Origin of the sequence: Bacillus sp. AFS077874, assembly GCF_002566505.1 — a bacterium.
Taxonomy (GTDB): Bacteria; Bacillota; Bacilli; order Bacillales; family Bacillaceae_G; genus Gottfriedia.
Genome location: NZ_NUYF01000009.1, coordinates 74,921 through 90,469, shown reverse-complemented (window position 1 = coordinate 90,469; position 15,549 = coordinate 74,921). Strand labels below are relative to the sequence as shown.

The following is a 15,549-nucleotide window of genomic DNA, read 5'->3' as shown; positions in this document are numbered from 1 at the left end:
AATTCCTCTACAAATCGGTCGACAAAATTACCAGTATTCTTTCGAAATATGCTATGATATCTCAAATGAATTAGGGAAAGGGGTCTACAAATGTTTCAAAAAGTCGAATATTCAGGTACAAAAGAACAACAATATAATACTCTAACAGCTCAAGTTAAAGCTTTAATAGATGGTGAACATAACCTAATTGCTAATTTAGCAAATACATCTGCCTTATTAAATCAGTTTTTACACCAAATAAATTGGGTAGGATTTTATTTAAAAGATGGCGATCGCAATGAATTAGTATTAGGCCCATTTGTAGGTCTTCCTGCGTGTGTACGTATACCATACGGCAAAGGAGTTTGCGGTACATCTGCTCAAACAAAAACAGTTCAAAGAATCGATAATGTTCACGATTTCCCAGGCCACATCGCTTGTGACGCTGCATCAAATTCAGAGATCGTTATTCCTTTAATTCAGAACGGTGAAGTAATTGGTGTATTAGATATCGATAGTCCGGAATTCAATCGTTTTGATGAAACGGATCAAAAATATCTTCAAGCAATCGTAAATTTAATTGAAGAAACAATTAAATAAGAAAATTAATTTCTAAAGGAATCCTTTATTGGATTTCTTTTTTCTTTTTATATAAAGCTAAAAACAAAACTGCCCTTGACTATTTTATACTATCTGGTTATAATATTTTTTGTGTAAAATAACGCAGCGTTGTAAGCACAGGCTTGATATTTATTTTGTTCCTCTACTGTTTAAGAGGTGTCATCGCGTAACTCTGGCTGCTGGAGCGAGGATACATGAAAGCAAAATAAACAAACTGGGGCTACACGAACGTTTTTATTTTACTCCAAAATAAAAACTAAAGGAGGAGACAATCAATGTCTCGTTATACAGGATCTACTTGGAAATTATCTCGCCGTTTAGGCATTTCATTAAGCGGAACAGGTAAAGAATTAGAAAAACGCCCTTACGCACCAGGTCAACACGGACCTAACCAACGTAAAAAATTATCAGAATACGGTTTACAATTACAAGAGAAGCAAAAGCTTCGTCACATGTTTGGTGTTAATGAGCGCCAATTCCGTCGCACTTTTGATATCGCTGGTAAATTAGCTGGTAAACACGGTGAAAACTTCATGATCTTATTAGAAACTCGTTTAGACAACGTAGTTTACCGTATGGGTCTTGCTCGTACTCGTCGTGCTGCTCGTCAATTAGTTAACCACGGTCACATCTTAGTTGATGGCAAACGTGTAGACATCCCTTCTTTCCGCGTGAAAATTGGCCAAACTATCAGCTTACGTGAAAAATCACAAAACTTAGCTGTAGTTAAAGAAGCTGTTGAAGTTAACAACTTTGTACCTGAGTACATCACTTTCAACGCTGACAAATTAGAAGGTACTTTCAACCGCTTACCAGAGCGTTCTGAATTACCAGCTGAAATCAACGAAGCTCTTATCGTTGAATTCTACAACCGTTAATCAAAATGCTATGTAAATAGCATTTATAAAATCCCTAGAATCGTTGGTATATCAACAATTCTAGGGATTTTTATTTTATCTCTGCTTTGTAGGATAAGTTGTTCTCTCCCAATTAATTGGGGGATGTTTTGGGGGAACTTTTAATTTAATAAAGTGGACAGGCGTTAATGAAAAATTAACTAAAGACTTCTACAATCTTTTTTTGTCACTTACTCCTCACAGATACAATCTTACTTTTAATTTTCTACATCTTACTTTGAATTTTTTCAAGTTCAATTACTATCCTTTGAATTAAAGTAATAAAATTAATACATTGCTTCCATTCGCGATTCCTATTTTATTTGGTTCTGAATTTAATTTAGCTTCAATTATATAAAGACCATATCTATCATAAACAGTATTTGTTTTTTATATTATTCACAACTAAAATTTAATCTCATCACCTCTTGATTTTAATTACATCGATCTTCCTACCTGTTCTAACATTTTTATGAATAATGGTGAGAGTTGTATTAGAACGTAACCAAGACCAGCATTCTGAATCATACTCCAGGATTTTTCGGAATTACCTAACATAAAGAAAAAACATCCGCCAACCATTACTACTGAAGCAACAGGAAGACTAGTTGCAACAAGAATTTCAATTAAAGGATCAAGCGCGTGAGCTAAGGTTCTAGTAGCTGTTTCTCTAACCACCTGAGAAGCTGTCGCGGTTATTACTTTGAAAATTGAAAATGGAGTTGTGAAGGAATCGGCTATTAGTTGTTCCTGTGGAGAAAACATAGAAATAATACGCTAAATTCTAATTAAATGCAAAGGTTAAATCACCGTGTATCACACTCAAAAAGCTCAGACTTTATGCTCTGAGCTTTTCTTTTTTATATTTCACTATAACTTCCTATAATAAAATATCATCAGTATACACTTTTTTTATAATAATCTTTCTGTACATCCCGTCAAACATTATTGAAATATCTTCTTTAACAAATAAATTATCTTTATTCTTATCATACAATTTTTCAAAGTTAACTCCGATGTCAGTACCTAATAATTTTATTAATGGTCTAATTACTTTTTTAAATGGCGAAAGTCCTTTATTTTTTGGTGCAAATTTATCAAAGATGATAATTTCTCCACTTGGCTTCAATACTCTCAACATCTCTTTAAGACACTTATCTGCATCTGGAACAACTGATAATACAAGACTTCCTATAACTATATCAAAATAACAATCACTGAAACTGGTGTCTTGAGCGTCCATTTTTAAAAATTTTATTGATGAGTCTTTAAATTTTTCTTTTGCTTTATTGAGCATATCATCAGAATAGTCTATAGATGTAATATGTAATTCTTTGTGATTAATCAGTTCCAAATCTGCACCTGTTCCTACTCCAACAAATAGTATCTTTTGATTTTTTAAAAAATTAGTTTTGCTGAAAATCTCTTTCCTTGCGTGGAGGAATTGCCCAGTGTTAAAAAACTTATCATATATACCAGCCCAAATTTTGTATATCAACTCATTCCAACGATTGTTCATATTCCCCCCCATTTTTTATACAATATGTCTAGTAACAATCCATTAAAGGGACAGAACCTACTTTAATTCACCTAATTTTTAGAGAAACTTATCCTGTGAGTTTCTCTTTTTTTACAAGCTTGTTTGCCTTTGCCCAATAAATAAATTAACACAAAAAGAGAACCCTCCAGTATGGGCTTACCCCTGTCAAGTAGACAGTAAATAAAAAAGTACTTTAAGCAGCCATAGACCTGTATTCTATAAGGCTAAGGTTATTTAATTTCTTTTAAATCTCTTATTATTGTAGTACCAAATATAGCGTTTTACCGCATGTTCGACTTGTTTTTGTTCATTAAACTGATAGCGGTAGAAGCATTCAGTTTTAAAATGGCTAAAGAAGCTTTCAACACATGCATTATCCAGACAATTTCCTTTTCTAGACATACTTATCTTTCTATTGTATCTTTTAAGTGTTAGGTTATATCTTTTTGAGGTGTACTGGAATCCTTGATTGCTATGTAATAGGAGTTCACTTACATCTCTTTTTTTTATTGCTTTTTTTACTGTATCTAAAACGGGCTTAATATCGTTTCGTTCACTTATTTGATACGAAACAATCTCGTTAATATATAGATCTTGAATAATTGAAAGGTATAATCGTTTTCCGTTAAATATTAGATAAGTAATATCTGTTACCCATTTTCTATTTGGTTTATCTGTATTGAAATCTCGGTTTAAATAGTTTTCAGAGATTACATACGCTTCTTTGCGTACCTTCATTTAATACTTACTTCCTCTATTTTCTTTTTTAAAACATGTTAATTTTACCATTTAGAATCTAAATTATGAATGATTTATATTACAAAAATACCCTGTTTCGATAATAGAACAGCTGTTAGTGATGAAATTATTACTAGAAATCGATTTAATAAAATTTCTTTACCAACAAAAAAAGATGAAGAAAATTTTCTTTCACCTTTAGAACTAAAATTATTTTTATCTTAAGCAAAAAAATAGAAAACATAACTAATTACACATTTATTTTATTGTTGGTATACACGGGTCTGAGAAAATGAGAGGCACTTAGATTAAAGTGGGAAAACATTAATTTTCATGATAATACGTTATAACCTCAATCAAATTTGATTGTTGGTGTAAACAAACAATGCTTTCGTTTGGGACTCGTTTTTCTAATAGTAACTTTATCTTCATTTCTACCAAACTGCCTTTATTATCACGAGTTCTTTCTACAGTTTTTTATTATTTACATTCGATTAATATGTAAAAAAAGCCCTCGACTTTACTCGAAGGGCTACTTATGCGGAAATGAGAGGTGTATTAAAATAAGCTTTTATATTATTTTAATTTCACTACCGCTAAGTCATGTTGCATTGCATTATTACCTTCTTGTGGATCAAATGCAATATCACTAAGTCCAAATACATTTACTACAACATCACGATCTTTCGGGTGAAGAATTCTTACTTCATAAGCAAATAAAGTAGCTGGAAGTTGGAAAGATCTAAATGTTCTATATTGATTTGGTGGAATTGTTACTGTAGATGGGTCAACCATAGGAAGAATCACCGGGAAACCACTTGACCAGTCAAACATTAAAACACTCACAGAACGAGCGTCATCCGGGTCAACATTAAGAGCTTCAACTGTTAAAAACTGAGTACTTGAATGTCTTCTTAATACGCCAGTTGATAAAAATTTTGACGACATTAACGTCACTCCTTTCATATTATTTGGACAAGCAAATCCATATAATATAAAATGTTTCAATCAGTAGAAATGAAACGGACATTGGTACAAATTAATTCATAGTTTTTATAAAAATGATAGATTGCCCCACAATGATTAAATTTGTTTATAGTAAATAGCTTTTAAAATAGATAAACATTCTCTAAAGTATGCTGTCGGTATGATAACTTTTGGCGTTTTTGCAGGGAGACCGACTACATGTAACCCTTGTTTTTTAGCCAATTTTAAAGATCTAAATAAATGATAATCATTTGAAACAATGACTCCGTGGGCTTGATCATTGTGAATGAGTTTTTTTGAGAATTTCATATTCTCGTATGTATTTGTTGATAAATCTTCTTTAATGATTCGATCTTCTGCAATTCCTAATTTGATTAATTCAACCCTCATACATTCAGCTTCTGATATCAATTCATCATGACCTTTTCCACCTGAAACAATAATTTTTGCACTTTTATTTTCCTTAGCATATTTTGCTGCTGTTTCAATTCGATAACGTAAAGCTCTAGTTGGCTTATCCTTTTTCAAACCAGCACCTAATACAATAACATAATCCGCATTTTTAGGTACTTTATGCTGATATTGTAAAATGCTATTTACACCGATAAAAACGATGCAGAAGACATAACTTAATATCCCAATGATAATTGTATATGTAATTATTTTAAAAACACCCATTACCTTTATCTCCTTAAATAAAATTACTTTAACTTTTATTTTATCTAATAATAAAGTGGATTTCACTTAATTTTGGAATATTCCACAAATATTTAACATTATTCCTCATAAAAATCTTGACTTGTCTTTTACAGTGAAATAAAAAATCCCCTATACGAAAAGAAATGCTTGTCCTTTCTTTCGTATAAGGGATTGTTTCAAATTATTTATTCAATTATCTAGGATACTTATCGCCCATAGGATTATGTTGATCCTTCGAAAGTCTCTTTTGATGTGCTTTCGTTTTCGCATCTACATGATTTGCATCACTAGGACGATTTTTCTTTGAACCACCTGCTGCATGACTCATTTTTTTCCCTCCAATAACCAGTTCGTACAAAAACTAGTTTACGTAGAAATAATTTGTTTATGCGACTTTTCTTGAACTTTCACCTTTATTTTCAACTTCTAATCCTTTACCCAATAAAGCGGCTAACATACTGAATAATGGTGTAATAAATAATACGAATGAAAACGGTAAGTAATCAATAACAGGTACTCCTAATGTTGAAGCGAAAAATGCTCCACTTACACTCCAAGGAACGATTGGATTAAAAAGAGTTCCTCCATCTTCTAATGCACGTGATAAGTTTTTAAGTGGAATATTTTTTTTGATAAATACATCCTTTAATAATTGCCCAGGAAGTAGAATTGATAAGTATTGTTCACCTGTTAAAAGATTTACACTCATTGCAGATAATGTACTTGCAATAACAATATTCCCTTTACGTTTCAAATTAGATAATGACTGTATTAATGTCTCGAATACACGTAGCTCTTGTAATAATCCGCCTAAAGCAAGTGCAATAAAAATTAATGACACGGACCACATCATCGATTGTAATCCTCCACGGTTAACAATCGAATTAAGCATTTCATTTCCTGTATCCGTTTGGAATCCATTTTGTAATGTTGTAAACACTTTTGCAAGTGTAAGATCCTTTTGAATGAAAAATGCTAAAACTAATGAACTAACAATACCCGCCGACATTGTTGGTAAAGTTGAAAAACCTCTAAATGCCATAATAAAAACAATTAAACATGGGATTAATAATAACGGATTCACTTCAAAGCTAGATGAAATTGCTTTTTTCATTTCTGTAACCTGCGCCATATCTGTATTTCCATGACCCATACCGATGATTAAAAATAAAATAACTGTAACAATTAATGCTGGAATTGTTGTATATGCCATGTGTCGAATATGTTCATTAACCTTTATTCCTAAAATACTTGGAACGAAATTCGTTGTATCTGAGATTGGTGACATTTTATCACCAAAACACGCTCCACTAATAATTGCACCTGCTGCAATTGCTGGTGGAATCCCCATAATATGAGCGATTCCCATCAACGCTACACCGACTGTAGCAATTGTTGTAAATGTACTACCTGTAAAACTAGCAACGATGATTGTAATAAAAATTGCACTGATCGCAAACCACTTAGCTGAAAGAACAGAAATTCCGTAAAATAATAAAGTTGGTACCGTACCACTTAGCATCCAAGAACCGATTAATAGACCGATCATCATTAAGATTAATGTAGGAGACAACCCATTTTGAATACCCTTTTTCATCCCATTTTCAATCTGTTCCCATTTAAATCCTTTAAATAATCCAAATACAGCTAAACAAACCACACATAAAAGAAGCGGAATTTGTGGATCTGATTTTAATATAACTAGACAACTAGACATAATAACTGCAAACAGTACGATTAACGCACCTAATTCAATATTTTTCATTTTATATACTCTCCCTTATTTATACATCCATATATACGTGTTCACGAAACTTTACGAACCCAAGTTTCTCATAAAAGCTTCTTGCATTTTTATTGTCGATCCAGTAATCTAGCTCAATTCTAGAAAGATTATTCTCACGAGCAAAAGAAGCAATTTTATGGATTAAGAATGAACCGTACCCCTTATTTCTTTTTTCTTCATTAATACTTATCTGATGAACATACCCTAATCGAAAAGCCTTTTTTATCGGTCCTTCAGGTATATTTTTTATTTCAATCCAAGCATAACCGACTAATTCTTCGACATCTTTAACGACGAAAAAATGATGCTCTGGTTTATCAACTACACTCTTGAAAAACTCAGTTATTTCAGCCGAATTATGAACTTTAAAAAACTCTGGAAATAAATCAGCATGTAGGTTTTGAACACCTTCGTTAAGTTTCGCCAATATTCTGTAATCTTTCGTTGCAACTATCTCCATAATTTTCACCCTTTCAAAAAAAGCCAATAAAAAATCGAGGCCCCCCTATAAAATATAGGGACGACCTCGATCGCGTTACCACCCTAGTTATAAGAAATAAATACTTATAAAAGAAAAATTCCTTATCACTCGAATCTGTAACGTAGATTTACGTTCTTCCCTTCATTAGATCAACTAACTACGAAAAGAAAACTCCCGAAATGTAATTCATTTGATTGTGTAGACGAGTTTTCACCAACCACTCGCTCTCTGAACTACTACCAATCAAACTACTGCTTTTTCGTTCACTGTTTGTTCAATATTATAATGTAACCAAGTGGTATTTCTTCTTACCACGACGGATAATAATAAATTGCTCTTCTATTGCATCTTGTTTAGTTAAGACAGTTGCAACGTCCTGTATACGATCTCCATTTACATAAACCGCACCGTTTTGTACATCTTCACGTGCTTGACGTTTTGATGGAGAAATTTTTGCTTCAACTAGTAAGTCTACTAATCCTTTTTCTGCTTCACTTAAATTAAATGAAGGTACGTCTTTAAAACCTTGTTTGATTTCAGCAGCCGTTAATTCTTTTACAGATCCACTAAATAGTGCTTCTGTAATTTTAATCGCTTGATCAAGAGCTGCTTCACCGTGAACAAGTTTCGTTACTTCAGCAGCTAATGCTTTTTGAGCAACACGTTGTTCAGGCGCTTCATTAAATTGTTTTTCAAGCTCTAAAATTTCTTCTTTCGTTAAGAAAGTAAAGTATTTCAAGTATTTAACTACATCACGGTCATCTGTATTAATCCAGAATTGGTAGAATTCGTATGGAGTTGTTTTTTCAGGGTCTAACCAAACTGCTCCGCCTTCTGTTTTACCAAATTTAGAACCATCAGCTTTTGTTACTAAAGGTACTGTAAGACCAAAAGCTTTTGAATCTTCTTCTGTCTTACGGATTAATTCCATACCCGCTGTAATATTACCCCATTGGTCACTACCACCAATTTGTAATTTACAGTTATGGTCTTGGTATAATTTTAAGAAATCATATGATTGTAAAATCATGTAACTAAATTCAGTAAATGAAATACCTGCCTCTAATCGAGATGCAACTGAATCTTTAGCTAGCATGTAGTTTAATCCGAAGTTTTTACCGATGTCACGTAAGAATGTAATAACATCTAATTCGCCTGTCCAATCAAAGTTATTAACTACTTTAGCAGCATTTTCACCTTCGAAGTTTAAAAATGGTAATAATTGTGTACGAATTCGTTCACTGAACATTTTTACTGTATCAGCAGTATTTAATGTACGTTCTGCCTTCTTACCACTTGGATCACCGATCATTCCAGTTGCTCCACCTACTAAACCAATTGGTTTATGACCTGCAACTTGAAATCTCTTTAACATTAACACTGGTAATAAGTGACCAATGTGTAAGCTATCACCAGTTGGGTCAAAACCACAATATAATGAAACAGATTCTTCGCTTAATAATTTTTGTAAACCTTCTTCATCTGTCATTTGATTAATTAATCCACGAAATTCTAAATCTTGTAAGATATTTTCCATTTTTAGCCCACCCCTTCTATGCTCTATACGTCGTTTAAACAAAACAAAAAGTCCCTACTGATAAACAGTAGGGACGAATAATTATAATCGCGGTACCACCCTAGTTGTAGCTAATAAAACTAGCTACCTCTCATACAATTAACGGCTGTTAACCGTTCTAATCCTAATTTGCTTTAAACAAATTTCGAAAAAGAATGCTCCAGGGTGTAATTCATGTCAATGTCTGTGCTAATTCTCACCAACCATTAGCTCTCTGATCCAATACCATTCACACTACTAAGCCTTTCAACGCTCACTATTAAAATGTTATGAAACATTTATATCACAAATAAATCGTTTAAGTCAAATAGATAATTAAATTTTTATTAATTTTATTTAAATTGTCATTCAATATTTAAATAAAAATGCTTTATATCAAATAATATGGTTAAATATTAATACTAACATCTTTAAAAATACATATTTTGGAAATGGAGTGTTTTTTCTTGAAGAATAAAGGAATATGGATTGCTTTAATTATTGTAGTCGTTCTAATCTTTATGGGTGTAGGAAGCTATAATAGCTTTGTGACTCAGGAAGAAAATGTAACAAATAAAATGTCACAAGTTGATAACCAACTAAAACGTCGTTCAGATTTAATACCAAACTTAGTAAATACAGTAAAAGGATATGCTACACAAGAGAAAGATGTGATTGCTTCAGTAACAGATGCACGCGCAAAATTAGCTGGTGCTCAAACGACTGCTGATAAAAGTAAAGCTGACGCAGAATTGTCTGGAGCGCTAAGCCGTTTATTAGTAGTGGTTGAAAACTATCCTGATTTAAAATCAAATCAAAACTTCCAAGCATTAATGGATAGCCTAGAAGGAACTGAAAATCGATTAGCTATTGCGCGTAAAGATTATAATGATGCAGTAACGGTTTACAACCAAAAAATCAAAAAATTCCCGGGTGTACTAGTAGCTGGACCTTTTGGATTTGAGAAGAAGGATTACTTTGAAGTATCTGAAAAAGATAAAGCTACACCTGAGGTTGACTTTAGTGGCGATGGTAATAAATGAGAAAATTTCTCTCATCAATATTCCTAATAGGATTTCTTTTTTCATTTGCTACAGGAGCAAATGCTGAAATTAAAGTACCTTCTCAAGTAGGAGACATTTATGTACAAGATTATGCAAATGTTCTTAACAGAGAAGATACACAAACTCTAATTCAATTAGGGAAAAAATTAGAAGACACTACCTCTGCTCAACTTGCAGTATTAACAATCCCAAGTCTGGAAGGAAACGATATTAAAGAATATGCTAATACAGCATTTCGTAAATATGGTTTAGGTAATAAAGAGAAAAATAATGGTGTTCTTTTGTTATATGCTAAAAAAGACAGACAAATAAGAATCGAAGTTGGATATGGTTTAGAAGGAGTTGTAACAGATATTAGATCTGGTAACATTTTGGACCAGAGCGCTATTCCATATTTGAAAAAAGGTGAAGAATCCCTTGCATTAACAAACACATATAAATCTCTATATAATGTTATTGTAAATGGCTCTGAACAAACTGGTCATTCTAAGACAAGTAATTTATGGGCCACTTTAAAAGTATTCATCATCATTGCGATTGTAATTGCGGTCATCATCATTGATATGATGTTCTTTAATGGTGTACTTACTTATTTCATTTTAAATTTATTACCTGCACTATTAAACTCATCAGGTGGCGGTGGTCCAAGAGGCGGTGGCGGAGGAAGCTCCGGCGGTGGTGGCTCCGATCGAAAATTTTAGAACAACAAAAAAACCATTGGATTATTTCCAATGGTTTTTTGTTATTAATCTTCCATCGTTGATAAATCACCAGTTGGAAGGTCTAACTCCCATGCTTTTAATACTCTTCGCATAATTTTTCCGCTTCGAGTTTTTGGTAATTTATCACGGAATTCAATTTGTCTAGGTGCTGCATGAGCTGCTAGTCCTAGTTTTACAAAGGTACGGATTTCTTCTTTCAATTCATCTGAAGCAACATAACCATCTCTTAGTGCAACAAATGCTTTAATAATCTCACCTCTTACAGGATCTGGTATACCGATTACACCAGCTTCTGCAATTGCAGGATGCTCGACAAGCTTACTTTCTACTTCAAATGGACCTACTCTCTCACCAGAAGTCATAATTACATCGTCTACTCGACCTTGGAACCAGAAATATCCATCCTCATCCATATAAGCTGAGTCACCTGAAACATACCACTCATCGTTTAAGAAATATGATTGGTATTTTGCTTCATTATTCCAAATTGTGTTCATCATCGATGGCCAACCCTTTTTAATTGCTAGATTTCCCATCGTATATGGTGCAACTTCATTACCGTTATTATCAACAATAGCTGCCTCAATTCCAGGGAATGGTTTACCCATTGAACCTGGACGAATTGGCATACATGGATAGTTACAAATTAATGAAGCTCCAGTTTCCGTCATCCACCAATTATCATGGATTCGTAAATTAAATACTTTTGCTCCCCAACGAACTACCTCTGGATTTAAAGGCTCACCAACACTTAAAATATGTCGAAGTGAACTTAAATCATACTTCTTAATAATGTCTTCCCCTGAACCCATAAGCATACGGAACGCTGTCGGAGCACTATACCAAACCGTAACGCCGAATTCTTGAATTGTTTCATACCAAGCATCTGGACTGAAACGCCCTCCTAATATCACGTTAGAAGCACCATTTAACCAAGGTCCAAAAATACCGTATGAAGTTCCAGTTACCCAACCTGGATCTGCTGTACACCAATATACATCATCGTTTTGAAGATCCGTCACCCATTTACCAGTTTGATAGTGTTGAATCATCGCTTGTTGAACGTGAAGTACACCTTTTGGTTTTCCAGTTGACCCAGAAGTATAATGTAAAATTAAACCATCATGACGATTTAACCATGTAAGCTCAAAATCTGCTTTCGCCTCTTTATAACGAGCTTTAAAATCTACAAATTTACCGCCTTCCTCAACGTCATCACCTATAAGGAAGATTGTTTTTAACGCAGGTAGATCATTAACTGGAACACGCGATAATAATTCTGGCGTTGTGACTAATACCTTTGCCTCACTATCCTCTAAACGATCCTTAACAGCGCCTTCCATAAATGCTTCAAATAAAGGGCCAACAATAGCACCTAATTTTAAAGCTCCTAAAAGTGCAAAATACAATTCTGGTTGACGAGGCATGAAAATAAATACTCGATCACCCTTTTCAACGTCACCGAATTGTTTTAAAACATTTGCAGCCTTATTTGAATTATTTTTCATTTCTTCAAACGTATATTTTTCATTTCGCTTATCATCTTTGTAATACAAAGCAACTTTATCTTTTCGATCAGAATTTGCATGACGATCGATCGCTTCAAAAGCCATATTATACTTTTGTGTTGTATACCAAGAAAACTCTTTTTCTACATCTTCCCACTTAAAATTTTTATAAGTTTCATCATAGTTTTTTAAATTAAATTGTCCGTTTTTTACAGGAAGCGCTTCCACCTTCATATAAATCCCTCCTTGATATTCTCTACTATCATTATACAATGATAAGATTTAATTTTCAGTATTTTTAATAAATTACTCATTTATATGTATTAGACACATACTGTTTTTTTCCTGTATGTCTTTCCTGCATTTTTTAGTATGATTATTAAAAAGGTGTTTTCTAAAGGGAGTGAGAAATATTGGATCACCCAAAAAAATATTTTTCAAAAACAATCCAAACTGTGCATGGTGAATTAATTATAGAGGGACCGGTCGAATCTGCCTTACTTGAAACATATCATTTTCATGAAAATTTAACATCTTTTAGACAACCAGCACAGCAACATAAAGCAATTGTTGAAATCGCTAGTCTACCTGAAGCTAGAATTATTATTGCTAGACTTAATCAAACAATAGTAGGTTACGTAACTTATTTATATCCAGACCCACTTGAACGATGGTCAAAAACAACTCTAGAAAATTTAATCGAGCTTGGAGCAATTGAGGTAATACCTGAATTCCGCGGTTTTTCAGTTGCTAAAAATATGTTAAATCTCTCAATGCTAGATGATGCAATGGAAGACTATATCATTATCACAACAGAGTATTATTGGCATTGGGATTTAAAAGGTACTGGTTTAAATGTATGGGAATATCGAAAAATGATGGAAAAAATGATGAATGCCGGTGGACTCATCCAATTTGCAACTGATGATCCTGAAATCTGTTCCCATCCAGCTAACTGTTTAATGGTAAGAATGGGGAAACGAGTAACAACTGAAGAAATTCAAGCATTTGACGCACTACGCTTTTTACAAAGATATATGTACTAATTGAACTTTAATCTCGAAAGGTAGGATTCAAAATAATGCTTATTCAAGATATTATGCGCAGTTCAAACATTACTTTTAAAAAAGAAAATACAATCGGTGATGCAGTAACCAACTTTCGAACAGGTAATGTACGTCATATTCCAATCGTTAATGGAGATAATCAAGTGGTTGGAATCATTTCTGATCGAGATGTACGCGATGCTTTACCTTCAACACTTTTTCCACAAGCATTTTCATCTGTACTTGAGGTTCCTGTTGAAAAAATTATGACGACTAATGTCATTACTTGCAGTCCAATTGACTTCGTTGAAGAAGTAGCAACTTATTTCTATCAATATAAAATAGGCTGTTTACCTGTCGTATCTAGCGGAAAATTAATAGGAATTGTGACCGAAATTGATGTATTACACACTCTAGTAACTTTAACAGGTGCATATCAACCTAGCTCTCAAATAGAAATATTAGTCCATGATCATCCAGGCATTTTAAGTGACGTTGTTAACGTATTTTCAAAAGAAAATATTAATATTGTAAGTGTCCTTGTTTACCCTGCAAAAGATGTAGATCATAAGGTTCTTGTATTTAGAATTCAAACGATGAATCCACTTTCGATCATTCAAACTTTAAAAACTGAAGGATATAAAATTCTTTGGCCAAATGAAGCGAGTGAATCATGATGAAAAAGGATGCATACTTAGTATATAGCGAAGAATACCATGCCTATCAATTCAACGAAAAGCATCCATTTAATCCGATTCGCTCTCAATTGGTTTATGAACTATTAACATCTAGTAATCTATTAAATGATGCCGATATTATTCCACCAAGATTAGCAACTGATGACGAACTGCTCCTTTTTCATGATTTACAATTTATCGAACAAGTTAAAAAAGCAAGTCGAGAACCAGTTAGTGCAAATATCGCTGAACAATTTGGACTTGGAACTGAAGATACACCCATTTTTAAAAATATGCACGAGGCCAGTTCTTTAATTGTTGGTGGCACCTTAACAGCAGTAGATGCCGTTCTAGAAGGAAAATCCAATCATGCTTTTAATTTAGGTGGTGGGCTACATCACGGTTTTAAACGAAAAGCCTCTGGTTTTTGTGTTTATAATGACTGTGCAATCGCCATAAAATATATTCAACAGAAATATGGTTTAAAGGTGTTATATGTAGATACGGACGCACACCATGGCGACGGAGTTCAGTGGGCATTTTATGATGACCCAACTGTTTGCACACTCTCAATCCATGAAACTGGTAGATATCTATTTCCAGGTACAGGTGCGGTAACAGAAAGAGGACAAGGTAAAGGCTTCGGTTACTCATTTAACATTCCAATTGATGCATTCACCGAAGATGAATCATTTCTATTAAGCTATAAAAAAGCAATCAACGATATAGCTCAATATTTCAAACCAGATGTAATCCTTACCCAAAATGGCTCTGATTCGCATTGTTACGATCCATTAACTCATCTTTGTACGACAATGAAAACATTTGAGGAAATCCCAAAAATCGCACACGAAATCGCTCACAAATATTGCGATGGCAAATGGATTGCTGTTGCCGGAGGAGGATACGATTACTGGAGAGTAGTACCAAGAGCTTGGTCACAAGTATGGCTAGCTATGACAGATCAACAACCAACTTCTAACCTAATACCGGATAGCTGGCTAGAAAAATGGCAGAAAATTGCTAATGTTAAGTTACCTACAACTTGGACTGACAATCCATCAATCGTAAAGCCTATTCCAAGGAAAAGGGAAATAGAGGAATACAACGAACAAGTCTTATACCGTGCACTTGAGCCATTGCACATTCAACAAAAAAAACCTTTTATTTAAATACTAAGCGCCGTCTGAGAGAGTATCTCGACGGCGTTTATTATTTTTGGTAGATTTTTGATTATGAATTAGTAGACT

General features: G+C 33.5%; 17 protein-coding genes and 2 other annotated features. Of the genes, 7 read left to right on the top strand and 10 right to left on the bottom strand.

From position 1 onward, the window contains the following. Positions 1-90: 90 nt before the first annotated feature. Entirely contained in the window at positions 91-579 is a 489-nt protein-coding gene (locus COJ46_RS10820; RefSeq protein WP_097979125.1) for a GAF domain-containing protein, read from the top strand. 296 nt (positions 580-875) lie between these two features. Further along, complete coding sequence (rpsD, locus tag COJ46_RS10815) at positions 876-1,478, top strand: 30S ribosomal protein S4 (protein ID WP_097979126.1); 603 nt, start codon at positions 876-878, stop codon at positions 1,476-1,478. A gap of 456 nt (positions 1,479-1,934) precedes the next feature. Here the strand turns inward: rpsD and COJ46_RS10810 are convergent, their stop codons facing one another. The 9 genes from COJ46_RS10810 to tyrS form a co-directional block, all read right to left on the bottom strand. Beyond that, positions 1,935-2,261, bottom strand: coding sequence for a hypothetical protein (locus tag COJ46_RS10810; RefSeq protein WP_097979127.1), 327 nt, complete (start codon positions 2,259-2,261; stop codon positions 1,935-1,937). Between the two features lie 115 nt (positions 2,262-2,376). Further along, positions 2,377-3,015 (bottom strand): class I SAM-dependent methyltransferase, encoded by a 639-nt coding sequence (locus COJ46_RS10805; RefSeq protein ID WP_097979128.1) that lies wholly within the window; start codon positions 3,013-3,015, stop codon positions 2,377-2,379. Between the two features lie 255 nt (positions 3,016-3,270). Continuing rightward, positions 3,271-3,774: an IS3 family transposase gene (locus COJ46_RS10800; RefSeq protein ID WP_098565915.1), complete on the bottom strand. Its 504-nt coding sequence runs from the start codon at positions 3,772-3,774 to the stop codon at positions 3,271-3,273. A gap of 576 nt (positions 3,775-4,350) precedes the next feature. After that, positions 4,351-4,722 carry a hypothetical protein gene (locus COJ46_RS10795; protein WP_286133688.1) on the bottom strand — a complete coding sequence of 124 codons (372 nt, stop codon included), beginning with the start codon at positions 4,720-4,722 and terminating at the stop codon, positions 4,351-4,353. 135 nt (positions 4,723-4,857) lie between these two features. Then, a complete protein-coding gene (locus COJ46_RS10790) occupies positions 4,858-5,439 on the bottom strand; it encodes a YdcF family protein (protein ID WP_097979131.1) in 582 nt (193 codons plus the stop codon). A gap of 214 nt (positions 5,440-5,653) precedes the next feature. Further along, entirely contained in the window at positions 5,654-5,788 is a 135-nt protein-coding gene (locus COJ46_RS24995) for a hypothetical protein (RefSeq protein WP_097979132.1), read from the bottom strand. Between the two features lie 57 nt (positions 5,789-5,845). Beyond that, the gene (gene nhaC / locus COJ46_RS10780; RefSeq protein ID WP_097979133.1) at positions 5,846-7,225 is read right to left on the bottom strand and encodes a Na+/H+ antiporter NhaC; all 1,380 of its coding nucleotides are present in this window, start codon (positions 7,223-7,225) and stop codon (positions 5,846-5,848) included. 19 nt (positions 7,226-7,244) lie between these two features. After that, the gene (locus COJ46_RS10775) at positions 7,245-7,706 is read right to left on the bottom strand and encodes a GNAT family N-acetyltransferase (protein WP_141437849.1); all 462 of its coding nucleotides are present in this window, start codon (positions 7,704-7,706) and stop codon (positions 7,245-7,247) included. Positions 7,707-7,759: 53 nt separating this feature from the next. After that, positions 7,760-8,003 (bottom strand) — a binding site (T-box leader). A gap of 4 nt (positions 8,004-8,007) precedes the next feature. Further along, positions 8,008-9,264 (bottom strand): tyrosine--tRNA ligase, encoded by a 1,257-nt coding sequence (gene tyrS / locus COJ46_RS10770; RefSeq protein ID WP_097979135.1) that lies wholly within the window; start codon positions 9,262-9,264, stop codon positions 8,008-8,010. Between the two features lie 66 nt (positions 9,265-9,330). Beyond that, positions 9,331-9,562: a binding site (T-box leader), on the bottom strand. Between the two features lie 187 nt (positions 9,563-9,749). On the opposite strand from tyrS, the gene COJ46_RS10765 reads away from it, so the two are divergent. Continuing rightward, complete coding sequence (locus COJ46_RS10765) at positions 9,750-10,325, top strand: LemA family protein (protein WP_069034636.1); 576 nt, start codon at positions 9,750-9,752, stop codon at positions 10,323-10,325. Next, entirely contained in the window at positions 10,322-11,047 is a 726-nt protein-coding gene (locus COJ46_RS10760; protein WP_098565914.1) for a TPM domain-containing protein, read from the top strand. The genes COJ46_RS10765 and COJ46_RS10760 overlap by 4 nt, the downstream gene beginning before the upstream one ends. 44 nt (positions 11,048-11,091) lie before the next feature. On the opposite strand, the gene acsA is transcribed toward COJ46_RS10760, so the two are convergent. After that, positions 11,092-12,810 (bottom strand): acetate--CoA ligase, encoded by a 1,719-nt coding sequence (gene acsA / locus COJ46_RS10755; RefSeq protein WP_097979137.1) that lies wholly within the window; start codon positions 12,808-12,810, stop codon positions 11,092-11,094. 179 nt (positions 12,811-12,989) lie between these two features. On the opposite strand from acsA, the gene COJ46_RS10750 reads away from it, so the two are divergent. Genes COJ46_RS10750 through COJ46_RS10740 form a run of 3 tightly spaced genes read left to right on the top strand, consistent with a single transcriptional unit; the run spans position 12,990 to position 15,471 of the window. Next, positions 12,990-13,622, top strand: a complete 633-nt coding sequence (locus COJ46_RS10750) for a GNAT family N-acetyltransferase (RefSeq protein ID WP_097979138.1) — start codon at positions 12,990-12,992, stop codon at positions 13,620-13,622. Positions 13,623-13,657: 35 nt separating this feature from the next. After that, positions 13,658-14,299: an acetoin utilization AcuB family protein gene (locus tag COJ46_RS10745; protein WP_097979139.1), complete on the top strand. Its 642-nt coding sequence runs from the start codon at positions 13,658-13,660 to the stop codon at positions 14,297-14,299. Next, entirely contained in the window at positions 14,299-15,471 is a 1,173-nt protein-coding gene (locus tag COJ46_RS10740) for an acetoin utilization protein AcuC (protein WP_097979234.1), read from the top strand. Before COJ46_RS10745 ends, COJ46_RS10740 begins: the two co-directional genes overlap by 1 nt. The last annotated feature ends 78 nt before the right edge of the window (positions 15,472-15,549 follow it).